The organism is Gordonia sp. X0973 (assembly GCF_013348785.1).
In the GTDB taxonomy this organism is placed as follows: Bacteria; Actinomycetota; Actinomycetes; order Mycobacteriales; family Mycobacteriaceae; genus Gordonia.
The window spans coordinates 1,337,186-1,360,036 of the sequence record NZ_CP054691.1; the positions used below are offsets into that span (position 1 = coordinate 1,337,186).

At 68.0% G+C, this 22,851-nt stretch carries 27 protein-coding genes and 2 tRNA genes; 16 read left to right on the forward strand and 13 right to left on the reverse strand.

The features are described 5' to 3' along the window. Positions 1-24 precede the first annotated feature (24 nt). Together HUN08_RS06550 and bcp are read right to left on the reverse strand one after the other, a co-directional pair. Positions 25-660 (reverse strand): TetR/AcrR family transcriptional regulator, encoded by a 636-nt coding sequence (locus HUN08_RS06550; RefSeq protein ID WP_124248373.1) that lies wholly within the window; start codon positions 658-660, stop codon positions 25-27. Between the two features lie 9 nt (positions 661-669). Further along, complete coding sequence (gene bcp / locus HUN08_RS06555) at positions 670-1,146, reverse strand: thioredoxin-dependent thiol peroxidase (protein ID WP_124248374.1); 477 nt, start codon at positions 1,144-1,146, stop codon at positions 670-672. Positions 1,147-1,241: 95 nt separating this feature from the next. Between bcp and HUN08_RS06560 the strand changes: the two genes are divergently transcribed. From HUN08_RS06560 to HUN08_RS06620, 13 genes are all read left to right on the forward strand, one after another. Then, a complete protein-coding gene (locus HUN08_RS06560; protein WP_124248375.1) occupies positions 1,242-1,466 on the forward strand; it encodes a DUF3618 domain-containing protein in 225 nt (74 codons plus the stop codon). Beyond that, positions 1,463-2,662 (forward strand): Ig-like domain-containing protein, encoded by a 1,200-nt coding sequence (locus HUN08_RS06565; protein WP_174900889.1) that lies wholly within the window; start codon positions 1,463-1,465, stop codon positions 2,660-2,662. Before HUN08_RS06560 ends, HUN08_RS06565 begins: the two co-directional genes overlap by 4 nt. A 75-nt stretch (positions 2,663-2,737) precedes the next feature. Continuing rightward, positions 2,738-2,813: transfer RNA gene (locus tag HUN08_RS06570), tRNA-Lys, on the forward strand. 182 nt (positions 2,814-2,995) lie between these two features. Continuing rightward, on the forward strand, positions 2,996-4,213 hold the full coding sequence (locus tag HUN08_RS06575; RefSeq protein ID WP_124248376.1) for an Ig-like domain-containing protein: 1,218 nt from the start codon (positions 2,996-2,998) through the stop codon (positions 4,211-4,213). A 51-nt stretch (positions 4,214-4,264) separates the two neighbouring features. Further along, a complete protein-coding gene (locus tag HUN08_RS06580; protein WP_124248377.1) occupies positions 4,265-5,407 on the forward strand; it encodes an acyl-CoA dehydrogenase family protein in 1,143 nt (380 codons plus the stop codon). Positions 5,408-5,499: 92 nt separating this feature from the next. Beyond that, entirely contained in the window at positions 5,500-6,984 is a 1,485-nt protein-coding gene (locus HUN08_RS06585; protein ID WP_124248378.1) for a DUF4185 domain-containing protein, read from the forward strand. Between the two features lie 115 nt (positions 6,985-7,099). Then, a complete protein-coding gene (locus tag HUN08_RS06590) occupies positions 7,100-7,348 on the forward strand; it encodes a hypothetical protein (RefSeq protein ID WP_124248379.1) in 249 nt (82 codons plus the stop codon). Positions 7,349-7,374: 26 nt separating this feature from the next. After that, entirely contained in the window at positions 7,375-7,875 is a 501-nt protein-coding gene (locus HUN08_RS06595) for a hypothetical protein (RefSeq protein ID WP_124248380.1), read from the forward strand. A gap of 67 nt (positions 7,876-7,942) precedes the next feature. After that, a complete protein-coding gene (locus HUN08_RS06600; RefSeq protein ID WP_124248381.1) occupies positions 7,943-8,146 on the forward strand; it encodes a hypothetical protein in 204 nt (67 codons plus the stop codon). Positions 8,147-8,195: 49 nt separating this feature from the next. Continuing rightward, positions 8,196-9,113, forward strand: a complete 918-nt coding sequence (locus tag HUN08_RS06605; RefSeq protein ID WP_301546976.1) for an alpha/beta fold hydrolase — start codon at positions 8,196-8,198, stop codon at positions 9,111-9,113. Between the two features lie 113 nt (positions 9,114-9,226). Further along, entirely contained in the window at positions 9,227-9,736 is a 510-nt protein-coding gene (ectA, locus tag HUN08_RS06610; RefSeq protein WP_124248383.1) for a diaminobutyrate acetyltransferase, read from the forward strand. A gap of 71 nt (positions 9,737-9,807) precedes the next feature. Next, positions 9,808-11,094 carry a diaminobutyrate--2-oxoglutarate transaminase gene (ectB, locus tag HUN08_RS06615; RefSeq protein WP_124248384.1) on the forward strand — a complete coding sequence of 429 codons (1,287 nt, stop codon included), beginning with the start codon at positions 9,808-9,810 and terminating at the stop codon, positions 11,092-11,094. Beyond that, on the forward strand, positions 11,091-11,486 hold the full coding sequence (locus HUN08_RS06620) for an ectoine synthase (protein ID WP_124248385.1): 396 nt from the start codon (positions 11,091-11,093) through the stop codon (positions 11,484-11,486). Before ectB ends, HUN08_RS06620 begins: the two co-directional genes overlap by 4 nt. Positions 11,487-11,562: 76 nt before the next feature. Here HUN08_RS06620 and HUN08_RS06625 read toward each other — a convergent pair whose 3' ends face one another. From HUN08_RS06625 to HUN08_RS06665, 9 genes are all read right to left on the reverse strand, one after another. Next, on the reverse strand, positions 11,563-12,645 hold the full coding sequence (locus HUN08_RS06625) for an AI-2E family transporter (RefSeq protein ID WP_124248386.1): 1,083 nt from the start codon (positions 12,643-12,645) through the stop codon (positions 11,563-11,565). Positions 12,646-12,723: 78 nt separating this feature from the next. Further along, on the reverse strand, positions 12,724-13,533 hold the full coding sequence (locus HUN08_RS06630; protein ID WP_124248387.1) for an SDR family oxidoreductase: 810 nt from the start codon (positions 13,531-13,533) through the stop codon (positions 12,724-12,726). Between the two features lie 75 nt (positions 13,534-13,608). Further along, positions 13,609-13,681: transfer RNA gene (locus HUN08_RS06635), tRNA-His, on the reverse strand. A gap of 107 nt (positions 13,682-13,788) precedes the next feature. Continuing rightward, positions 13,789-14,385 (reverse strand): oligoribonuclease, encoded by a 597-nt coding sequence (gene orn / locus HUN08_RS06640; RefSeq protein ID WP_124248388.1) that lies wholly within the window; start codon positions 14,383-14,385, stop codon positions 13,789-13,791. Positions 14,386-14,395: 10 nt separating this feature from the next. Further along, a complete protein-coding gene (cmrA, locus tag HUN08_RS06645; protein ID WP_124248389.1) occupies positions 14,396-15,214 on the reverse strand; it encodes a mycolate reductase in 819 nt (272 codons plus the stop codon). A 23-nt stretch (positions 15,215-15,237) separates the two neighbouring features. Next, positions 15,238-17,337, reverse strand: a complete 2,100-nt coding sequence (locus HUN08_RS06650) for an FAD-dependent oxidoreductase (RefSeq protein ID WP_124248390.1) — start codon at positions 17,335-17,337, stop codon at positions 15,238-15,240. A 26-nt stretch (positions 17,338-17,363) separates the two neighbouring features. Continuing rightward, positions 17,364-17,921 carry a PadR family transcriptional regulator gene (locus tag HUN08_RS06655; RefSeq protein ID WP_124248391.1) on the reverse strand — a complete coding sequence of 186 codons (558 nt, stop codon included), beginning with the start codon at positions 17,919-17,921 and terminating at the stop codon, positions 17,364-17,366. Between the two features lie 86 nt (positions 17,922-18,007). Next, positions 18,008-18,919 (reverse strand): NAD-dependent protein deacetylase, encoded by a 912-nt coding sequence (locus HUN08_RS06660; RefSeq protein WP_124248392.1) that lies wholly within the window; start codon positions 18,917-18,919, stop codon positions 18,008-18,010. 24 nt (positions 18,920-18,943) lie between these two features. Beyond that, a complete protein-coding gene (locus tag HUN08_RS06665) occupies positions 18,944-19,309 on the reverse strand; it encodes a PLD nuclease N-terminal domain-containing protein (protein WP_124248393.1) in 366 nt (121 codons plus the stop codon). A gap of 49 nt (positions 19,310-19,358) precedes the next feature. On the opposite strand from HUN08_RS06665, the gene HUN08_RS06670 reads away from it, so the two are divergent. Then, positions 19,359-19,982, forward strand: coding sequence for a TMEM175 family protein (locus HUN08_RS06670; protein ID WP_124248394.1), 624 nt, complete (start codon positions 19,359-19,361; stop codon positions 19,980-19,982). An 84-nt stretch (positions 19,983-20,066) separates the two neighbouring features. Here the strand turns inward: HUN08_RS06670 and HUN08_RS06675 are convergent, their stop codons facing one another. Both HUN08_RS06675 and HUN08_RS06680 read right to left on the reverse strand, forming a co-directional pair. Next, positions 20,067-20,525 (reverse strand): hypothetical protein, encoded by a 459-nt coding sequence (locus tag HUN08_RS06675; protein ID WP_124248395.1) that lies wholly within the window; start codon positions 20,523-20,525, stop codon positions 20,067-20,069. A gap of 103 nt (positions 20,526-20,628) precedes the next feature. Continuing rightward, on the reverse strand, positions 20,629-21,060 hold the full coding sequence (locus tag HUN08_RS06680) for a molybdenum cofactor biosynthesis protein MoaE (RefSeq protein ID WP_124248396.1): 432 nt from the start codon (positions 21,058-21,060) through the stop codon (positions 20,629-20,631). Positions 21,061-21,233: 173 nt separating this feature from the next. Here HUN08_RS06680 and HUN08_RS06685 point away from each other — a divergent pair, with 173 nt between their 5' ends. Next, positions 21,234-22,109, forward strand: a complete 876-nt coding sequence (locus tag HUN08_RS06685) for an ABC transporter permease (protein ID WP_124248397.1) — start codon at positions 21,234-21,236, stop codon at positions 22,107-22,109. Beyond that, complete coding sequence (locus HUN08_RS06690; RefSeq protein WP_124248398.1) at positions 22,085-22,810, forward strand: ABC transporter ATP-binding protein; 726 nt, start codon at positions 22,085-22,087, stop codon at positions 22,808-22,810. The genes HUN08_RS06685 and HUN08_RS06690 overlap by 25 nt, the downstream gene beginning before the upstream one ends. The last annotated feature ends 41 nt before the right edge of the window (positions 22,811-22,851 follow it).

The window sequence follows — 22,851 nt, forward strand, 5'->3', positions numbered from 1 at the left end:
CCCGGATCGCCGTCGGGTGAACCGTCAGGAGTCGAGCTTGTCCTGCTCGCGCAGCAGGTAGCCGCCGAGCATGCGCTTGAGTTCGGCGACGACGGCGGCGCGGTCCTGACCGTCCTGCACCGAGAAGCTCAGCGCCGAGTAGGCGGTGTGGACGAGCAGTCGGGCCATGGTCTTGCGGCGCTCGCGCTGGTGCGGGGTCAGCGGCGCGAGGATGTGCTCCACCTGCTCGGCGAGCGCCTGCTCGTTGAGGGCCGCCGTCGCACGCGTGGCGGGGGTGGATTGCACGGCCAGCCAGACCGCGCGTCGGGACGGATCGTGCTGCCACAGCGCGGCGAGATGATCCAGGAAGCGTTCGAGCAGGTTCGGCCAATCCAACGACGGGATGGCCGAACCCAACTCGGCCAACTCGGCCTGGACCCCGACGGTGTCCTGCCGGTCCAACTCGCACACGATGACGTACTTGTTGGCGAAGAACTGGTACAGGGTGCCGATCGGCACGTCAGATCGGGCCGCGATCTCCTCGCAGGTCATCGACTCGAACCCGACGTCGGTCAACAGGTCGCGGGCAACCGCGAGCATCGTCTCGAACTTGCGGCGGCTGCGTTCCTGCGTCGGACGGCGACGGGGGACGAGCGGCCGCGTCGCGGGGAGATCGGCCACCGCTGAATTTTAGACGCCGAGGTCGCGGCGCAGCTTCGCGACGTGCCCGGTGGCCCGGACGTTGTACTGGGCCACCTCGATGCGACCGTCGGCCCCGACGACGAAGGTCGACCGGATGACACCGGTCACCGTCTTGCCGTACAGCTTCTTCTCGCCGAACGCGCCCCACTGCGCCAGGACCTTCTTGTCCGGGTCGGACAGCAGCGGGAAGGTCAGCCCGTCGGCCTGCGCGAACTTCGCCAGCTTCTCCGGCTTGTCCGGTGAGATGCCGACGACGTCGAGGCCGGAGGAGCCCAGATCCGCGAGGTTGTCGCGGAAATCGCAGGCCTGTTTGGTGCATCCCGGGGTCATCGCGGCGGGGTAGAAGTACACGATCACCCGGCGCCCGGCGTAGTCCGAGAGGGATACCGGATTGCCGTTCTGGTCGGGCAGGGTGAAGGCCGGAGCGGGGTCTCCGACGGCTAGTCGAGTGGTGGAATCAGACATATGGGTCAGGCTATCGGATGAATTCGAATGCGGTGGTCAACGCAGAGTAAGCTGGATCACCGAGTGTCCGACCATCGTTTCAAGGAGTGCCGTCAGTGGCCGACAACACCGAGCGTATTGAGCAAGAGATTGCTCAGGCCCGAGAAGATCTCGCGGCCACCCTCGATCAACTCGCCGACCGGGCGAACCCCCAGCGGATCGCCGACGACGCCAAGCAGCGCGCCGTCGAGACGATCAACAAGCCGGCCGTCAAGTACGGCCTGGCCGGTCTGGGTGTCTTCGCCGGCTGGCTGCTCGTTCGCAAGTTGCGCCGCCGGTGAGCCGCGCGACCACATCGGCCGCCGTCGTCGCGCTCGCCTTCACGGTGGGCCTCGGCACGGTGAGCTGCACCAAGAGCCCCAGCTACTCCGACCAGGTCGGCAAGGCCGAGAACTTCCAGAACGAGGCGCGTCCGCAGCTGACGGTGACCGGGTGGCAGAACAAGCCGCTCAAGGACCAGGCGGTCGGGATCATGCCCGGCGCGCCCATCACGGTCAGCGCCCGCGACGGTCAGATCTCCGACGTGAACGTCGTCGGGCCCAACGGCCCGGTGCCCGGCAAGCTGAGCGACGACGGTCTGCAGTGGCAGTCGACCGCGACCCTGTCCTACGGGTCGAAGTACACGGTGACCGCGAACGCCCACGGCGTGGCCGGCGAGAGCGCCGAGAAGGTCGGTTTCGCGACCAGCTCGGCGTCGAGCCTGGCCGACGCGTCGACGACGACCGCCGACGGCGAGAGCGTCGGCGTCGGGCAGACGGTCGGGATCAACTTCGACGCCCCGGTCTCCAATAAGCTCAACGCCCAGCGCGCCATCACCGTCACCACCGACCCGCCGGTCGAGGGGGCGTTCTACTGGATCAACGAGTCGATGGTGCGGTGGCGGCCCAAGGACTTCTGGAAGCCGGGCACCAAGGTGTCCTTCCAGGTGAAGACGAAGGGCATCGACCTCGGTGACGGGGTCTACGGCGCCAACAACCTGGCGTCGCACTTCACCGTCGGGCGCCGTCTCATCGGCATCGCCGACGACAAGACGAAGATCCTCAACATCTTCGTCGACGGCAAGCTGGTCAAGTCGATGCCGACGTCGATGGGCAAGGACTCCACGCCGACCAACACCGGCGTCTACATGGTGGCCGAGCGCGTGCCCAGCGTGATCATGGACTCCTCGACCTACGGCGTCCCGGTGAATTCGCCCGCCGGGTACAAGGAGGTCGTGTACAGCGCCTCGCGTATCTCGTTCAGCGGCATCTACGTGCACTCCGCGCCGTGGTCGCTGGGGGACCAGGGCAACACCGATGTCAGCAACGGCTGTTTGAACGTGAGCCCGGACAACGCGCTGTGGTTCATGCAGAACGCCAAGCGCGGCGATTTGATCATCGTCAAGAACACCGTCGGGCCGCCCCTCCCGGGCGACGACGGGCTGGGCGACTGGAATGTCCCGTGGGAGCGGTGGAAGAAGGGTAACGCCACCTCCTGACGTGAAAACCGTCCGCCACCAGCGGATTTCGCGACGCGGTACCGGCAGTGATAATGTCTTGGAGTCGCTTCGCGAGCGCCATTAGCTCAATTGGCAGAGCAGCTGACTCTTAATCAGCGGGTTCGGGGTTCGAGTCCCTGATGGCGCACCAGAATCCCCTCTCATCGATGACGATGAGGGGGGATTTCTCTTGTCGGGCGGCTCACCGACACCGGATATGTCCGAAATGGATTATTCGCCTACAATAGGCGGAAATCGCGCTTGCGCCACCCGATGTCCGCACCGGGGGCGGTGGCGCGCGCTCAAATCGCCCGTTTCGATGGTTGGAGAACGATGGGTTACCCGCGTGGTCTCGTCCGCAGTCCCCGGCGCTTGCCGCTTGTCGTCGTCGCCGCGTTGATCGCCCTGTTGGGCTCGGTCACGTCGTGCACCAAGGCGCCGACCTATTCGGACAAGGTCAACGATTCGTCGCAGTTCGACGACATGGCAGCGCCCGAACTGACGGCCACCGAATACGGTGACGCCCCGCTCAAGGAGGGGGCCATCGGCGTGCAGCCGGGTGCCCCGGTCACCGTGAAGGCGACCCAGGGCTCGCTGACCTCGGTGACGGTGAAGAACGGGGACCGGACCGTCGCGGGCGAACTCAGCCCCGACGGCGCCACGTGGACCAGCAAGTCCCCGATGGAGTTCGGCAGCCGGTACACGCTCGCGGCCCAGGCCGAGGGCGTCGGCGGCACGGCGGATCTGCAGCGCTCCTTCACCACGCGCTCGCCCAACAACTTCGCCATGCCCTACCTCGTCCCGCGCAACGGCGAGGTCGTCGGCGTCGGCCAGCCCATCTCGGTGAAGTTCGACGAGCCGATCACCAACCGCAAGGTCGTCCAGGACGCCATCGCCATCAAGACCGAGCCGAAGACCGAGGGCGCCTTCTATTGGATCTCCCCGCAGGACCTCCGGTGGCGTCCCAAGGAGTTCTGGAAGTCGGGCACCAAGGTGAGCGTCGACGTCAACGTCTACGGACTCGACCTCGGCGACGGGGTGTTCGGTCAGAAGAACGTCCGGTCGAACTTCACCGTCGGCCGGCAGATGCTCATCACCGCCGACGACAAGACCAAGATCGTCAGCTTCGAGCGCGACGGCAAGGTCATCCGCAAGATGCCGACCTCGATGGGCAAGCCCGGCACCCCGACCGACAACGGCATCTACATCGTCGGGGACAAGCACGCGCACCTGGTGATGGACTCCTCGACCTACGGCGTGCCCATCAACTCGGCGGACGGCTACCGCACGCCCGTCGACTACGCGACCCAGATGTCCTACAGCGGCATCTACTTCCACTCGGCCCCGTGGTCGGTGTGGGCGCAGGGCAACACGAACACCAGCCACGGCTGCCTCAACCTGAGCCCCGACGACGCGTTGTGGGTCATGAACAACACGCTGCGCGGCGACCCGGTGACCGTGCTCAACACGCAGGGTCCGCGGCTCTCCGGAACCGACGGCCTGGGCGACTGGAACATCCCCTGGGAGCGGTGGAAGCGCGGTAACGCGTAGCCCGACGGGGCCGGGAAAACCTTGACATCGGGCGGTGTTACGATCACCCGCATGGCTGATAATTCCCCCTGGTCCAATGATGAACTGCGCGCCCTCCGCGAGATGGCCCGCGCCTTCTGCGAGAAGGAAATCGAGCCCAACGGCGAGAAGTTCCGCGAGCAGCACCACGTCGACCGCGACCTGTGGAACAAGGCCGGCGAGGTCGGTCTGCTGTGCATGTCGATCCCCGAGGAGTACGGCGGCGGTGGCGGCACCTTCGCGCACGAGGCCGTCCTGATGGAGGAGCAGTCGCGCATCGCCGATTCGTCGTGGGGCGTGAGCCTGCACAACGGAATCGTCGCCCACTACCTGCTGGCGTACGGCTCGGAGGACCAGAAGCGCAAGTGGCTGCCGAAGATGGCCTCCGGCGAGGTCGTCGGAGCCATCGCGATGACCGAGCCCGGCACCGGCTCGGACCTCCAGAGCGTGAAGACCAAGGCCATCAAGGATGGCGACGACTACGTGATCGACGGGTCGAAGACCTTCATCACCAACGGCGGACAGGCCGACCTGATCATCGTGGTCGCCAAGACCGACCCCAACGAGGGCGCCAAGGGCATCTCGTTGATCCTCGTCGAGGCCGACCGCGAGGGCTTCAGCCGCGGGCGCGTCCTGGACAAGATCGGTCAGCGCGGCCAGGACACCTCGGAATTGAACTTCGAGGGCGTGCGCGTGCCGCAGTCGAACCTGCTCGGCACCGAGGAGGGGCAGGGCTTCATCCAGCTGATGCAGCAGCTGCCGCAGGAGCGCCTCATCATCGCGGTCACCTCGGTGGCCGGCATGGAGGCGGCCATCGAGCAGACGCTGGCCTACACCAAGGAGCGCGAGGCCTTCGGCCGGCCGGTGTTCTCCTTTCAGAACACGAAGTTCAAGCTCGCCGAGTGCGCCACGGAGGCCAAGATCGGGCGGGTGTTCGTCGACGACTGCATCGTCAAGCACATCAAGGGCGAACTCGACATCCCGACCGTGGCGATGGCGAAATGGTGGACCAGCGACCGCTCGCAGGTCGTCGCCGACGAGTGCCTGCAGCTGTTCGGCGGCTACGGCTACATGAACGAGTACCCGATCGCGCGCATGTGGGCCGACAACCGCGTGCAGAAGATCTACGCCGGCACGAACGAGATCATGAAGGAGATCATCGCGCGGTCGTTGTGATCACGGTCGTTGTGATCACGCGGCGTCACGGTTGCGTTTCGGCCCCGCGTCGCTGGTCAGTGCCCGGAACCGACCCGCTACTCTAGGGATCCATGGCTGGTTCGATACCGCGCTTGCTGCTGTTCGGTGTGACTGCGGGGCTCGTCGCGACCCTGGTCGCGCCCGGTAGCGTCGTCGCGGCGCGTGCGTTGCCCAGTTCGGGCTGCGTCAACGATCTGCCGGTGAAACCCCGGCCGGGGCGGCCGGGTGCGCTGCTCCCGCCGGAGTTCCGGTTCGAACTCCCGTATCCGCGGTTGCGCCCGGTTCCCGAGCCGGGGCCGAAACAGAAGCCGGTGCGCATCGAGTCGCAGCAGCCGCCGAAGCGGGACAAGCGCTGCGTCGACCCGTGCCCGGATCTCACCAATCCGAAGAAGCCGGCGCCGGGGGCCACCGGCTCGTTGGGCAGCCTCGCCGCGCCGAAGCTCACCTTCAAGCTCAAGCCGATCGACATCCCGTATCCGGTGCCGAATCCGAATCCGCCGTCGATCCCGCCGCCGCCTCCCGCGGTTCACCCCGGGGCCGACGCCGCTCCGCTGGCGCGCGCGCCGCACACCCCGCGGGTGCGGTGGGTGCGCTGGGTGTCGACGCTGACCGGCAAGGGTTCGACGAGTCGGACCGACAAGCGGTGGCAGGTGATGGGCACCGACCTGGGCATCATGTGGGAGTCGCGGCCCGGTCAGATCGCCATCGCGTTCGGCGACACCTTCGGCAAGGGCTTCAACCCGCCGGGTGCCAACGGCGGAGACTGGCGCAGCAACATCATCGGCTTCAGCTCCGACAGGCAGCTGGCCAAGGGGATGTCGATCGACACGATGATCCAGGACAGCCGCTGCCATGCGGTGCAGGTCGTCGACGCCCGCCACATCAACTACTACGAGCTGACGACGATCCCCACGTCGGGCTTCGCCATCGGCGACCGGCAGTTCATGACCTACATGTCGATCCGTGCGTGGGGACCGATCCCGGGCGTCTGGCTGACCAACTACGGTGGCCTGGCCTATTCCGACGACAACGGTTCGACCTGGACGCGCGATCCGTACCTGCGTTGGGACAACGTCTTCGGCACCTCGCAGTTCCAGGTGGCCTCGATGGTCCCCGAGGGCGACTACGTGTACATGTTCGGGACGCCCAACTCGCGACTCGGCTCGCTCGGCCTGGCCCGGGTGCGCAAGGAGGACGTGCTCAACAAGACCGCCTACCAGTATTGGCGCGACGGCCGCTGGGTGCCCTCGCGCGACGGCAATGCCGCGTCGGTCCTCTTCGGCGGACCCACCGGGGAGCTCTCGGTGCGCTACAACGCGTCGACCAAGCGCTGGGAGATGACCTACCTCGACGTGGCCCAGGGCGCGATCGTCATGCGGACCGCCCGCGAGCCGCAGGGGGCGTGGTCGGCACCGGCCAAACTGGTCGATTCCGGCCAGCGGTCCCAGCTCTACGGCGGGTTCATCCATCCGTGGTCCACCGGGAGCGATCTGTACTTCACGCTCAGCCAGTGGTCGACCTACAACGTCAGCCTCATGCACGCCAAGGTGTACTGAGCCCGCGCGCTGTTTGCAGCTTCCTGTAATGCCGATACAGGATTGCCTATACCTCGCTATGCTTCGGCCAGAGTTCGCATCGTCGGTGCGAACCCGTCGTGGAGAGGTGATCGAAATGACCGCACGGTACAAGGTGGCGGCCGCCGTGCCGCTGGTGGCGCTCGCGCTGGGGATGGGCGGCGCCGTCGCGGCCGCGGCCCCGCAGAGCGGCGACCCCGGTGGCAAGCCCTGTCAGAACCAGGACGGCGCCCGTGGCCACTACATGTGGAGCAACACGGGGAACTACTGGTATTGCAACATCGATGTGCGCAACGCCCCGAAGTACAAGAAGAAGGCGCCGCCCCCGCCGCCGTTCGGTAGCTGACTGACCGGGTGATGGGAGAGCACAGCATGGGATTCCGATCAACGAGGTGGATGGCCGTCGTCCCGATGGCCGCGGCGGTCCTGGTCCTGGGGGCCTGCGGGACGTCGGGCAACGACTCGCCGACGTCGAGTTCGGCGCCGCCGAGCACGCCGTCGTCGGTGCCGACATCGCCGGCCGAGGCGCCGGTGCCCGCACCGGTGGCACCCGGCAATCCGGCGCCCGCGCCGAAACCGCAAGGGCGCGACGACGATCCGGGCGGTAAGCCGTGTACGAACCAGAGTGGGGCTCCGGGCCACTACATCTGGAGCGACAGTTCCAACATGTGGGTCTGCGAGATCACCGGGGACGCACCGCAGCAGCCGCCGGCGCCGGCCCCAAAGCCGCAGCCGCAGCAGCCGCAGGGGCGCGACGACGATCCGGGCGGTAAGCCGTGCACGGATCAGAGTGGGGCTCCGGGCCACTACATCTGGAGCGACAGTTCCAACATGTGGGTCTGCGAGATCACCGGGGACGCACCGCAGAACTGATCGCGTCACCACCGCTGTTCGTCAACATAGGTTGACGAACAGCGGTGGTGTGTGCATGCTGGAGCGCATGAGGACAGCAGTGGGGAACGACGACGGCGAGACGCCGATCGAGGCGCTGGCCCGCGTCGCCGGGTTGCGCCAGGAGGTCGCACGGGCCGAGGAGGTCGCCGTGCGCCGCGCGCGCCTGGCCGGCATGTCCTGGGCGGAGATCGGATTGCTCCTGGGCGTCTCGAAACAGGCGATGCACAAGAAGTACCGGAAGGTCGGCTGAGGCCGTGGGTGCGTCGCGTCGCGGTTCGCTGGCTGTCGGGCTGGGCTGTCTGATCCTGGCGCTCGGATCGGCCCAGGGCGTCGGCCCGGCCTCGGCACGCCCGACGCTGCCCGTCGACTATTCCTTTGCCAGCGGGATCCGCGCCGAATTGGCGCATCCCGGTGGATCGCTACCCGGGACCAACGACTTCGGTTGCCGCCCGGGCGAACGTCATCCGCGCCCGGTGGTCCTCGTCCATGGCAGCGGGGGCGGTGGGCAGACGAATTGGGGAACCCTGGCGCCCGTCCTCGTCAACGCCGGCTACTGCGTCTTCGCGCCGACCTACGGGGCGATGTCGACCGTGTGGCCGGCCTCGGCGCTCGGTGGGCTCGGTCCCAAGCCGGACAGTGCGTGGGACCTCAAGGCCTTCCTCGACCGGGTGCTGCGCGCCACCGGGGCCGCGCAGGTCGACATCGTCGGGCATTCGCTGGGAACCGAGATCCCGACCTATTGGATGAAGTACCTCGGCGGCCGGGGAAAGGTCGGCGCCTATGTGTCACTGGCGCCCTATTGGCGCCAGGGTCCCGACGACGACGATGCCCGCGGGGAGGCCATCGCCGCCTTCCGGCGGGGGTTGGGAATCCCGGAACCGACGCGCCCACCCTGTGCGACCTGCGCGGATCCGCCGGCGGACGCGTCTTTCAACGCCGCGGTCCGGCGACCGACGCCGTACCTGAGCGGGGTCCGCTATACCAACATCGTGACGCGCGACGACGAGATCGTCACCCCCTATACGGCCGGGATCCTCCCCGGCCCGCCAGGGACGTCGGTGCGCAATACCGTCGTGCAGGACGGGTGCCCGATCGACCACTCCGGGCATGCCGCCCTCGTCGCGTCGCGGCGCTCGGCGGCACTGGTGCTCAACGCCCTGGAGCCCGCCCGCCCGCGTCCGGTGCCCTGCGAGCGGGTCGAGGAGCCGTTGGGCTGATGTGAGGTAAGTCATACCCATGGGCTGAGCAGTGGCAAGGCGCCATCTGGGATGACCGATTTTCGATCGGGCGTGACTAAGGTCCCGGTCGGTGGTTACGGTCGGAGACAGGTATGAGGCTGTCACAGACAAGCGCGACCACGAATAGCGAGACGGTGACCTTGCGGTCACCGCGGATCTCCGATGGTGCGGCGATGCACCGCCTCGCCGAAGCCACCGGCGTCCTCGACGCCAACACCCTGTACGCCTATGTGCTGTGGTGTCACGACTTCGCGGCGACATCGGTCGTCGCCGAGGTCGACGGCGAGTTCGCCGGCTTCGTCACCGGCTATCGCAAACCCGACGACCCGTCGATCCTCATGGTGTGGCAGGTGGCCGTCGACGAGAGGTTCCGCGGCCGGGGGATCGGGGCGCGGATGCTGCACGGCCTCCTCGACGCGGTCGCCGATTCCGGGTGCCGCGCGCTGCACACCACGATCAGCCCCGACAACGACGCGTCGCAGCGCCTCTTCGCCTCCGTCGCGCAGCGGCGCGGACTCAGCCTGTCGCGCCGACCGCTGTTCGCGGCGGCGGATCTCGGCGGCGCCCACGAACCCGAGGATCTCTACGTCCTCGCCCCATAGTCACTTCGGCGGACGGGGACCGCCACAGCTACGAAACCAGTGTTGATACGAAACCGAAAGAGGAATTTTCGATGCAAATCCTGTCGAATCCGGTGACCGAGCAAGTGTTCACCGAGCATGAATCCGAAGTCCGCAGCTATTGCCGCAACTGGCCGACGGTGTTCAGCCGCGCCAAGGGCGTCTGGCTGACCGACGTCGACGGCAAGCGCTACCTGGACTTCTTCGCCGGCGCCGGTGCGCTCAACTACGGCCACAACAACCCGGCCCTCAAAGGCCCGCTGATGGAGTACCTCGCCCGCGACGGGATCACCCACGCGTTGGACATGTACACCGAGGCCAAGGGAGAGTTCCTGCAGGCCTTCCACGAGCTGATCCTGGAGCCGCGCGGCCTGGACTACAAGGTGCAGTTCCCCGGCCCGACCGGGACGAACGCCGTCGAGTCCGCCCTCAAGCTGGCCCGCAAGGTGACCGGTCGCGAGTCGATCATCAGCTTCACCAACGCCTTCCACGGCATGACGCTTGGCTCGCTCTCGGTGACCGGCAACTCCATGAAACGCGCCGGGGCCGGCATCCCGCTGGTCCATGCGACACCGATGCCCTTCGACAACTACTTCGGCGGCGTCACCGAGGACTTCGGCTGGTTTGAGCGGGTCCTCGACGACTCGGGCAGCGGGCTGAACCGGCCGGCGGCGGTGATCGTCGAGACCGTGCAGGGCGAGGGCGGCGTCAACGTGGCACGTGCCCAGTGGCTGCGCGCGCTGCAGGAGCTGTGCCGCCGCCGCGAGATCCTGCTCATCGTCGACGACGTGCAGATGGGCTGCGGGCGCACCGGCTCGTTCTTCTCCTTCGAGGAGGCGGGCATCGTGCCGGACATCGTGACGCTGTCCAAGTCGATCGGCGGCTACGGCCTGCCGATGGCGCTCACCCTCATCCGGCCCGACCTGGACGTCTGGGGGCCGGGGGAGCACAACGGCACGTTCCGCGGCAACAACCCGGCGTTCATCACCGCGACCGCGGCGTTGCGCGAATACTGGTCCGACGACCGGCTCGCCCGCGAGGTGATCGCCAAGGGCGATCGCATCGCCACCGCGTTCACCGAGCTGTGCGAGAAGCACGACGGCCTGTCGCACCGCGGGCGCGGCATGGTCCGCGGCCTCGTCTTCGACAACCCCGAAGACGCCGCCAAGGTGTGTGCGGCCGCGTTCGACGCCGGTCTGCTGACCGAGACCTCCGGCCCCTCCGACGAGGTGGTCAAGCTGTTGCCGCCGCTGACGATCGGCGTCGACGACCTGGAGGTCGGCCTCGCGATCCTGGCGCAGGCGGTCTCGAGCGTCCTCGCCGGGGAGGTGACCGCATGATCGTCCGCACCACCCGCGACATCACCGGGACCGAGCGCGACGTCGCCGATCCGAAGGGCAACTGGCGTTCCAAACGGATCGTCCTCGCCGGCGACGGCGTCGGCTTCTCCTTCCACGAGACGACCATCGAGGCGGGCACCGTCAACGAGTTCCACTACGCCAACCACGTCGAAGCGGTGTGGCTGGTCGAGGGGGAGGGGCTGCTCACCAACCGGGAGACCGGCGAGGTGCACGTCCTCGCTCCGGGGTCGATGTACCTGCTCGACGGGCATGAGCGGCACACCGTCTCCGCGTCGACGCGGATGCGCATGATGTGCGTCTTCAACCCGCCGGTGGTGGGCACCGAGGTCCACGACGAGAACGGCGTCTACCCGTTGGTCGAATCGGCCTGAGGCTTTCCAACACCGCGACACGGTTTCCAACACGAGATGGTGTTGGAAACCGTGTCGCGGTGTTGGAAACGGGTGCTCACGTCACGGCGGCCGCGCGGCGGTGCCGCAGTGCCCGGATCGATTTCATCGCGGCCGCGAGAACCGGCGCACCCAGGACCATGCCGAGCAGCCCGGCGATGGTGCCGCCGATGATCGTCGCGAGCAGCACCGAGACCGGGTGGAGCTGTAGCGAGTTGCCCAGCGCCCAGGAGGAGACCGCGCTCTGGATGGTTCCGTTGGAGATGACGAAGGTGGCGCCGATGATCAGGGCCGCGGGCAGGCCGCCGGCGCCGAAGGCGATGAGCACCGCGAAGACCCCGGTGATCCAGGCGCCCAGGAAGGGGATGAACGAGAGGAAGAAGTAGAGGATGAAGATGGGGATCGCCAGGGGGACGCGCAGGATCAGCAGCGGCACCATGAAGATCGGCGCCGTGAGCAGTGCGGTGAGCGCGGTACCGCGGAAGTAGCCGCGCACCGAGTCGCGCGAGAGTCCGACGATCTCGGTGACCGTCTCCTCGTCGAGCGTGGTGGCCCGCGCGATCCAGGCGGGGAACCGGTACCCGTCGCGCAGGGTGAAGAACAGGAAGAACACCGAGAAGAAGATCCCCATGACCAGCGAGACCGCGCCGTAGAAGGTGTGCGTCACCACGCCGAGCACACCCTGGCCGAGCTGGGCGGAATGGCCGTCGAACGCGGTGCGCGCCCGTTCCAGCCAAGCCGGGTCGAGGTCGTGTTGCCGCACCCATTCGACGAGGGAGTTCCATCCGGTGGTCAGCTGCCGGGAGATCTCGGGCACCTGCGCGACGAAGCCGCGGATGACGACGGTGGCCGTCGCCGCGAGGACCAGTACGGCCAGGAGCAGCGTCAGCGCGGTCGCGACGGTCGGCGGCACACCGCGGTGGCGCAGGAAACCGGCGACCGGGTCGAGAACCATGCCGAGGATGACCGCGACGACCAGCGGGACCAGGATGCCGCTGACCGCGCTCACCCCCAGCGATGCGACCACGACGAGGGCGATGACGCCCAGCAGTGCCCAGCTGGCGAGGCCGACCCGTTTGAGGAGGGCCATGATCCCGGTGTCCGGGGCAGGGGTGCCGGCAACGGCGGTGTCGGCGGTCATGGGGCTCCTCGGTGTGAGATTTCGCGGTGTTGACCGATTGCGCGCTGAGCCTACGTCACTTTCGGGCGGCCATCGCGATCAGCGGCGCGGGCGCCAACTCTCGCGCGCGGCGATCGACGCCGCATCCCCCTGCGAGCCGGTGCGGAACACCGTGTCGTCGGTGCGGACGTTGCGCGCCAGGACCCGCAGGATTCGACGGCCGACGGTGGGCAGGGCGAGCGCGGGGTAGTAGATCCGGGGGAAGACGACTCGGATGCGGTCGCGCTCGATCGCCGTCGCGATGCGCCGGGCCAATCGGTCGGCGCTGCCCGTCGGCAACTTGTCGAGAACCCGGGCGCTACCCGGGATCAGGCGCACCTCGGCTTGCACCGGGGTATCCACCGGACCGGGGACGACCTCGACGACCTGGGTGTCGGGCAGCTCCATCCGCAGCGTCTCGGTGGCGACCGACAGTGCCGCCTTGGCGGCGGCGTATCCGCCGGACAGCGGCCACGGGGTGACCGGCGCCAGCGAGGTGACGTTGACGATCATCGGGGGCGTCAACGCGTGGATCAGGGCGAGCGGGCTCCAATAGTTGAGTTCGAAGGCGGCGCGGGCCTCGTCGTCGTCACCGATCGTCGCCACGGGTGCGGCGAGTCCGGCACCGGCATTGTTGACGAGGATGTCGACGGGACCGACGCGGGCGGCCAGATCGGCCGCCGCCCCGCGGATCGAGAGGTCGGCCGGATAGACCTCGGCGCCGGTGGCGGCGGCCAATTCCTCGAGCTTGTCGACGCTGCGCGCGGTGACCGCGAGTCGTGCCCCGCGCGACGCCAGCTCCAGGGCGAGCGCGTGCCCGATCCCGCTGGACGCGCCGGTGACGAGGATTCGCCGTCCCTGGATCTCCACGGTGCCAGCCTAGTGAGGGCCCCTCGACAGATGAAACGGCGCCCGCCTGCGTGTGCAGGCGGGCGCCGTCGTCGGGGTGGCTGACGGGACTCGAACCCGCGACAGCCAGGATCACAACCTGGTGCTCTACCAACTGAACTACAGCCACCATCGGCGCTGGCCGGCGGGATCGCCGTCGTCCAGAGCCAGGGTCCTACTCTAGCGGGTCGACGGCGACGAAGACCAATCGGTTACGCGTTGGCGTGTTACTCCTGGTCAGGCCGGGCCGAGCTGCTCGACGATCGCGGCCAGCTCGTCGGTGTCCGGGCCGGGATCGGCCACGAAGACGGCTCGGCGGTAATAGCGCAGCTCCTGGATCGACTCCCGGATGTCGGCGAGCGCCCGGTGGGCCAATCCCTTGGGCGGCTGCCCGAAGTAGATCTTCGGGTACCAGCGCCGGCACAACTCCTTGATGGAGCTGACGTCGACCATCCGGTAGTGGAGGTATTCGTTGAGCTCCGGCATGTCGCGGGCCAGGAAAGCGCGGTCGGTGGCGATCGAGTTGCCCGCCAGGGGGACCTGCCCGGCCGACGTGTGTTTGCGCAGGTAGTCGAGGACCTGCTGCTGCGCCTCCTCGATGGTGACCGTCGACGCCCGCACCTCCTCGGTGAGCCCGGAGGAAGCGTGCATCTTGGTGACGACGTCGGGCATGTTGTCCAGCGCCTCGTCGTCGGCGTGGATCACGATGTCCACGCCCTCGCCCAGGATGTTGAGGTCGCCGTCGGTCACCAGGGCCGCGATTTCGATGAGTTTGTCCGACGTGGTGTCCAGGCCGGTCATCTCACAGTCGATCCACACCAGTTTGTCTTGCACGGAGCTAACCCTAATCCCCGGACGGCTGCTCTCCGAGTTTGCGGTAGAACCGGCCGACGATGGGAGCGGTGATCTTGCGCGGCGAGTAGCCGCCGGCCACCGACATCGCCTTGGAGAGCGCACCGGGCACGACGCGCATCTTGTTGCGCCCCAGGGCGTCCAGCGTCATCCTCGCGACGGAGGTGGTGTCATGCCAGAGGAAGTCCGGCACGTTCGCGTCGACGTTGGTCGCCTCCTCGGCACTCGGCGTCGCGTCCCGGACCGGGCCGGGGGCCAGCAGCGTGACGTGGATCCCGCTGTCGGCGACCTCGCCGCGCAGCGACTCGCTGAACGTGTTCACGAAGGCCTTGCTCGCCGCGTACGTGGCGTTGTTCGGGATCGGCATGTTGCCCGCCGCCGAGCCGACCATGAGGATCCCGCCGGAGCGCCGCGCCACCATCTGCGGCAGCACGGCGAGCGTCAGGTCGTGTACCGCGTTGACGTTGAGCCGCACCTGGGCCTGCTCGTAGGCGGGATCGAGCTTGGCCAACGGGCCGAAGGTCGCGATACCGGCGTTGTTGGCGAGGATGGAGACCTCGCGCTGCGCCAATTCGCCGCACAGCACCGCGACCGCCGTGGGGTCCGACAGGTCGACGGCCCGCACCTCGACCGCCGTGCCATGCTGCTCGCGCAGCTGCGCGGCGAGGTTCTCGAGGATCTCGCCGCGACGGGCGACGATGATCAATCCGTATCCGCGTGCGGCCAACTCCCGCGCCAGGGCCATGCCGATGCCCGACGAGGCGCCGGTGACGACGGCACGCGACTGCGGAGACGGCGCTGGTATACCCATGCCGCCAATCCTAGTGGCGTCCCTCAGGGGAGCGCCGCGGCGACCTCCGTGCCCTGCCGGATGGCGCGCTTCGCGTCGAGTTCCGACGCCAAGTCGGCGCCACCGATCACGTGGGTGGTGATTCCGGCGACGGTCAGCGGGTCGACGAGTTCCCGCACCGATTCCTGGCCGGCGCAGACGACTACGTTGTCGACCTCGAGCACGCGCGTGTCGGTGGGGTTGCCCTCCTTGTCGTGCAGGGTGATGTGCAGCCCCGCGTCGTCGATCAAGTCGTAGGAGGCGGCGGAGATCTGCTCGACCTGCTTCATCTTCACCGTCGCGCGGTGCACCCAGCCGGTGGTCTTACCGAGGGTCTTGCCCTGTCGGCCCGGCTTGCGCTGGACCATGTAGACCTCGCGGACCGGCGGCAGCGGGCGCGGCTTGGTGACGAAGCCGGGGACGCCCAGGTCCTCCGAGACACCCCACTCCTGCTCCCACTCCTTGAGGTTCAGGGTCGGCGATTCGTCGACGGTGAGGAACTCGGTGACGTCGAAGCCGATGCCGCCCGCGCCGATGACCGCCACCCGCTTGCCGATCTCCCGGTGGCCGAGCACCGCGTCGGCGTAGGTCATGACCATCGGGTGGTCGATACCCGGGATGTCGGGGATGCGCGGGGTGACGCCGGTGGCGATGATGACGTCGTCGAACTTGGCCTTGTCGCCCTTGGCGTTGCTGGCGCTGCCGTCGAGGATCTCCTCGGCGCTCACGCGCTTGCCCAGGTGGACGGCGACGTTGTTGATCTCCAGCTGGCGCGTGTAGTAGCGGATGGTCTCGTTGAACTCCTCCTTGCCCGGGATGCGGGCGGCGATGGAGAACTGTCCGCCGATGGACTCGCCGGCTTCGAACAACTCGACGCGGTGGCCGCGCTGGGCGGCGGAGACCGCGGCGGCGAGTCCGGCCGGGCCGGCGCCGATGACCGCGACGTGGCGCGCTCGGCGGGTCGCGCCGAGGGTGAGGGTGGTCTCCCGGCCGGCGCGGGGGTTGAGCAGGCAGGACACCTTCTTGCCGACGAAGGCGTGGTCGAGGCACGCCTGGTTGCAGCCGATGCAGGTGTTGATCTCGTCGGCCCGGCCGTCGCGCGCCTTGTTCGGCAGGTCGGGGTCGGCGAGCATCGGGCGCGCCATCGACACCGCGTCGACGCGGCCGCGTTCGAGGATCTCCTCGGCGAAGTCGGGGGTGTTGATGCGGTTGGAGGCGATCAGCGGGATCGACACCTCGTCGCGCAGCCGCTCGGTGAACTTCACGAAGGCGCCGCGGGGGACCGAGGTGACGATCGTCGGGATACCGGCCTCGTGCCAGCCGATGTCGGTGTTGATGGCGTCGACACCGTGTTCCTGGGCCTTACGCGCCATGAGCGCGATCTCGTCCCAGGTCTGGCCGTTCTTGACGAAGTCCGCGATGGACTGGCGCAGGATGATCGGGAAGTCGGCCGAGACGTGCTTGCGGACCTCCTTGATGATCTCGACGAGGAAGCGCTGCCGGTTCTCCGTCGAGCCACCCCATTTGTCGGTCCGGTCGTTGGTGTGCGGGCAGAGGAACTGGTTGATCAGGTAGCCCTCGCCGCCCATCAACTCCACCGCGTCGTAGCCGGCCTTCTCGGCGAGCTTCGCCGACTGGCCGAAGGTGCGGATGACGTGCCAGATGATCTGCTCGGTCATCTTGAGGTGCTTGAACGGGTGGATGGGCGAGGGCTCGGAGCCCGCGGCGACCTTGAGCGGCGTGTAGCCGTATCGGCCGGCGTGGATCAGTTGGATCGCGATGCGGCCGCCGTTGCGGTGCACCTCGTCGGTGATCCTGCGGTGGCGGGCGACGTCGACGCGGTTGGTGATCTTGCCCGCGAACGGCAGGAGCTGTCCGGTGCGGGTGGTGGCGAATCCGCCGGTGATGATCAGTCCGGCGCCGCCGCGGGCGCGCTCGGCGTAGTAGGCGGCCAGCTTGTCGGTATCCCACAGACGGTCCTCGAGCCCGGTGTGCATGGATCCCATGACGATGCGGTTGGGCAGCGTCAAGCCGTTGATCTGCAGTGGCTCGAAGAGCAGCGGGTAGTGCTGGTTGCGGCTGGCCGGAGTGGTAGGAGAGGTCACTTCTGGTCCTTCGGTGTAGGGGAGGGCTACTGGGCTGGTTGTTCGTGTAGTTCGCGGGTGAGGCCGGCGATCACCTCGTCGCACCATTGCACGACGCTGTGCGCGGCTCGAATGCCGCCGCGCAGGACGAGGTGCTGGTGCAGTTTTCGTCCGGTGAGGGTGTCGGGGTCGGGATAGTCCTTGGCCGCGAACCCCTCGTAGAGGCCGAGGAGTCGTTGGCTGTCGGCGCGATACTGCTCGAGTTCGAGGATGATCGCGGCGAGATCGCCGTGCTCGGCCCCGCGGATCTTGACGCCGAGTTCGTTGCGCAGGGGGGTCACCGGGGTGGGCGTGGCAACCCATTTGGCGAGGGCTTCGCGGCCGTCGTCGGAGAGCTGGTAGACCTTCTTGTCCGGCCGCCCGTCCTGGATGACCGGCTCGAAGTCGACGAGGCCGTCGGCATGGAGTTTCTTGAGCGTGCGATAGACCTGCTGGTGGGTCGCCGACCAGAAATGTCCGATCGAGCGGTCGAACTGCTGGGCGATCTCGTATCCGGTGCCCGGCCGCTCGGCCAGCGAGACCATGATCGCGTGCTCCAACGCCATAGGTGCAGGGTAGCAGTGCGCTTAGTTGCTATGCAACACAGAGCATAGGGCGTATGGCTCGGTTGGGTTGGTGTCCTGGCCGTCCGCTAGGTCGGTTGCTGTTGGAGCGGGTCGGTCGTGGCCGCGTCGAGGAGATGTGCCGCCGCCGGGAGGATGAGTTCGCACTGATGGTCGATCTTCAGGGCGGCAAGGTCGTCGCCGCGCGTCGCACCGCGGTTGACGATGGCCACCGGCTTGCCGTTCTTGGCGGCGTGCCGGACGAAGCGCAGCCCCGACATGACGGTCAGCGAACTACCCGCGACGAGGAGCGCATCCGCCTCATCGACCATGTCGAAGGCGCGGGCGACGATGTTCTTGGCCACGCTCTCGCCGAAGTAGACGATGTCGGGCTTGAGCACTCCGCCGCAGATCGGGCAGTCGACGACGACGAACGAGGCGGTATCCGAGAGGACCACGTCGGCGTCGGGGGCGACCTCGATCGCGCCGCGCCCGACGACCCGCTCGGCGAATCCGGGGTTCGCGGCGTCGAGCCGGCCGTGCAGATCGTGCCGGGACAGCCGGTGGCCGCAGTCGAGGCAGATGACGCGGCCGTACGATCCGTGCAGGTCCAGCACCTTTCGCGACCCGGCTTTCACATGCAGCATGTCGACGTTCTGCGTGACGACGCCGGTGACCGCGCCGACGGCCTCCAGTCGTGCCAGCGCGCGATGCGCCGCATTGGGTCGGGCCGCGTCCATGTGTTGCCAGCCGAGGTGGTTGCGCGCCCAGTAGTGGCGGCGGAAGTCGGCCGAGCCGAGGAACATCTGGATCGTCATCGGCGTGCGCGGCGGCGAGCCCGGACTGCGGTAGTCCGGGATCCCCGACGGCGTCGACAGCCCAGCGCCGGTCAGCGCCAGCGTCCGCCGGTCGCGCAGGAACCCGGCGAGTTCGTCGACGCGGCTCGTCGGATCGGGGTCTGGCTCGGTCGGGGCCCCGGGCTCCCAGGCTGCGGTGCGCATGTCAGTCGCGGGTCGGTAGGCGGGTCATTCGGGGTCGGCGTCGCGGCGGTCCTGGGCCGCGCGCTGTTCACGGCCTTTTCGGCGTTGTTCCTCGGCCCGGGCGCGAACCTGCTCGAGGAACACCCGGTCGGCCTCGGGATCGGCGGCGACGTGGCGTCCGGGCCGTTCGTACTCGGGGAAGGCGCCGGCCTGGGGATCGCGGCGGGGCAGGTCGTCGGCGGTCGGTCGGCCGACGGCGATCCACGCGATGGCTCCGACCAGCGGGATGAACACGACGAGCAGGACCCACGCGATCTTGGGCAGGCCGCGGATCAGCGCATCGTCGGTGCGGATCACGTCGATCAGGGTGATCGCCATGACGAGCAGTAGGAAAAGTCCCATGTACGGCATGAGGCGAAATCTATCAGCGTTCCTGCGGGGTCGTGCCTACGCTTCTCCCATGCCGCATCCCCCGCAACGACGCACCGCCGACGGCCTGCACCGCCTGGTCGCCTTCGCCGACGCGGTGGTCGCGATCGCTATGACGCTGCTCATCCTGCCGCTGGCGGACCTGGCCAGCGATCTCAAAGCCCAACGCACCCTGTTCCAAGTGATGAACGATCACGGCGACGCCCTCCTCGGCTTCTTCATCAGTTTCGCCGTGATCTGGGTGTTGTGGCGCAACCACCACGAGATCATGGAGAACTTCGTCGGCTACAACGCGACGATGTTCAACCTGCACTTCTTGTGGTTGCTCTCGATCGTGTTGCTGCCGCTGGCGACCGCGCTGATCTCCAACGATCGGGTGAACTGGGGCGTCGCCTTCTACATCCTCGTGCTCGGGTTGGCGATCTGCTCGCTCATCGGCATCTCGCGCCAGGGGGTGCGGCACCCCGACCTCGTCGTCGACGGCGACGCGGTGCGCCGCAGCCTCGCCGGGTGGTCCGGCGTGGGGACGGTCGCGGCCCTGGCGGTGGCGCTGGTCGTCACCCTCGTCTGGCCCGGTCTGGGTAGCTGGCCGCTACTCCTGCTGGCCATCCCCGGTCCCGCCACCGCTATCTGGACCAGGGTGCGAGGGGGATAGTGCCCACTCGGCGGCCCCGAGGTGCCCACTCGGCGGGGTTGGGGTGCCCAGTCGGCGGGGTTGGGGTGCCCACTCGGCGGGTGGTCAGCCGTGGAACAGGAGGGCGGCCGCGACGACGATCAGCGCGACGATCTTCACGACCTCGAAGCCGACGTAGTAATAGTGCGCGGTGCTGCGCTTGTCCTCGGCGGTGGTGCCGTCGCCCGCGAGCACCTCGTTGGATCGCCGCGTCAAGGCCGGTCGCACGCCGACGACCTGCGCGAGAAGGCAGACGACCGCCACGACGACGCCGACCGTGACGGTCGGTGAGTAGTCCACATCCGATCTGCCCATCAAGAACAGACCGACGACGGCGACCACACTGAGCACGGCTTCGACGGCGTTCAGCGCGCGGAAGACCCGTCGACCGATCCCGAGGCCGATCGCCAACGTGACTCCGGGGGCGGTGAACTTGATCGGTGCCTCGATGAAGGAGATGGCCAGCACCATCCCGAACCAGATCAACACCGCCACCAGGGTCAAACCGGCTCCGAAGGTACTCATCGCGCGCTGCCTCCTCGACGCTTGCACTACACGTTGTCGTAATTCCCAACCTAGTGCGGGGCGGAGGATCTTCTCCACGGACCAAAGTCCCCGGCCGGGAACCTCAGCAGTGGGGGACCTGCCACTCGGCGTCCCCGTCGGCGTAGGTCTCGTACTTCCAGATCGGCACGGTCGCCTTGATCTCGTCGATCACGGCGGCGCAGACCGCGAAGGCCTCCCGACGGTGCGGTGCGGCGACCGCGACCACGACCGCCGCCTCGCCGATCGGTACCTCGCCGACGCGGTGTTGCGCCGCGACGCGCACGTCGGGTCCGCGGTGGGCGACGCAGACGCGCTCCAGGAACTCCGCCGCACGCGGGTGGGCCTCGTAGCGCAAGCCGACGACCCGGCGGCCGTCATGGTGGTCGCGGACGGTGCCGACGAATGTGACGACGGCGCCATCGGCGTCGGTGGCCGCGGCGCGCTCGCACGCCGCCCGGTCCAGCGGGCCTTCGACGATGGACTCGGGAGGGGGCGGGCCGGAGGCCTCAGTCATGACCGCCGCCACGGGATCGCCGAACGCGTGGTCGGCGTGATCTCTGCACCAGAAACACTGTAGTTAACCGGGGTTTCGATTCATAGGTTCGGCGCTGTCGACCGAATGCCTCGTCTGAACCTGCCTGATCGCAACCCTCCTCGCGGCGGGTGCGGCGGGCCAGACTGGCGGACATGAGCATCAGTATCGCGCCGGCGATCCCATCGGCCCTGGTGCCCGATGCCGAGCCCACCGCCCGCGTCGGGCGTCCCCGCCGAATAGTCGGTCGTGCGCCGCGATCGACGCCCGGGTGGTATCGGCTGCTGAGTCCTCTTGCGGTGCTGGTGCTGTGGCAAACGGCGAGCGCGACCGGTTTGGTGTCACCCGAGAAGGTGCCGTCGCCGGTCGACGTCTGGCGCACCGCGGTACGCCTGATCACGACGGATTCGCCGGCCTACGGAACCCTGCAGGGCGCGCTGATCGCGTCGTTGGAGCGCATGGCCGAGGGGTTCGCCCTCGGCGCGGCGGTCGCCCTGGTCCTAGCGGTGATCGCCGGACTCAGCCGCGTTGGCGAGACGGTGGTCGATCCGCTCATGCAGATGCTGCGCACGGTGCCGCTCTTCGGATTGGTACCGGTGTTCATCGTGTGGTTCGGAATCGGCCAGCAGCCCAAGTTGGTGCTGATCGCGCTCGGTGCGGCGATCCCGCTGTACCTCAATACCTTTTCCGGAATCCGGGGAGTGGACCCGAAGCTCGTCGAGGCCGGACGGGTGCTCGGGCTGAACCGGTTGGAGGTGTTGCGACATGTCGTGCTGCCCGGCGCGCTGCCGCAGATCCTCGTCGGATTGCGCCAGAGCCTGGGCACGGCGTGGTTGTCGCTGGTGGTCGCCGAACTGCTGAACACCAAGGCCGGGCTGGGCTTTCTGATCAATCAGGCCACGCAGTTCCTGCAGAACGACGTCATCTTCGTGGCGCTGATCGTCTACACGCTTCTCGGCCTGCTCACCGACTGGCTGGTCCGCATCGTCGAGAGGAAGGCCCTGGCATGGCGTCCCGAATTGGTGGCCTGATCGATACTCGCCCGGTGGTGCGGGCGCGCGGGGTGACGCGGGCCTTCGGGGACGACCGCGTGCTGGACGACCTCGACCTGGAGATCGCGCCCGGCGAGTTCGTCGCACTGTTGGGCCGCAGCGGTTCCGGCAAGTCGACGTTGCTGCGAATCCTGGCCGACCTCGACGACGGTGTGACCGGCTCGCTGGAGGTCGACGGAACCGTCGCGATGGCGTTCCAAGAACCGCGTTTGCTGCCGTGGAAGACGGTGCTGGCGAACACCGTCCTCGGCCTGCGAGGCGCCGAACCGAAACGTGTCGCGCGGGAGGCGCTGCAGGAGGTCGGGCTCGCCGACCGTGCGGACGCGTGGCCCCGGACGCTGTCCGGCGGTCAGGCGCAACGGGTTTCGCTGGCACGCGCACTGGTTCGCGAGCCGCGGCTGCTCCTACTCGATGAGCCGTTCAGCGCTCTGGATGCGTTGACGCGCATCACGATGCATCGACTGGTGCTGAGCCTGTGGCAGCGGCACCGCCCGGCGGTGCTGCTGGTCACGCACGACGTCGATGAGGCGCTGGCACTCGCCGACCGCGTCCTGGTGCTGCGCGACGGGCGGATCGAATTCGAATCTCGCGTCGTCGTATCGGCACGTCCCCGCAAGCGGGACGACGCGGAGTTGATCGCCTTGCGGACCCGGCTGCTGAGCGCGCTCGGCGTCGACTGAACCGAATCCCGTTTTCGGCAACGGCACAGTCCCGTGCCGCT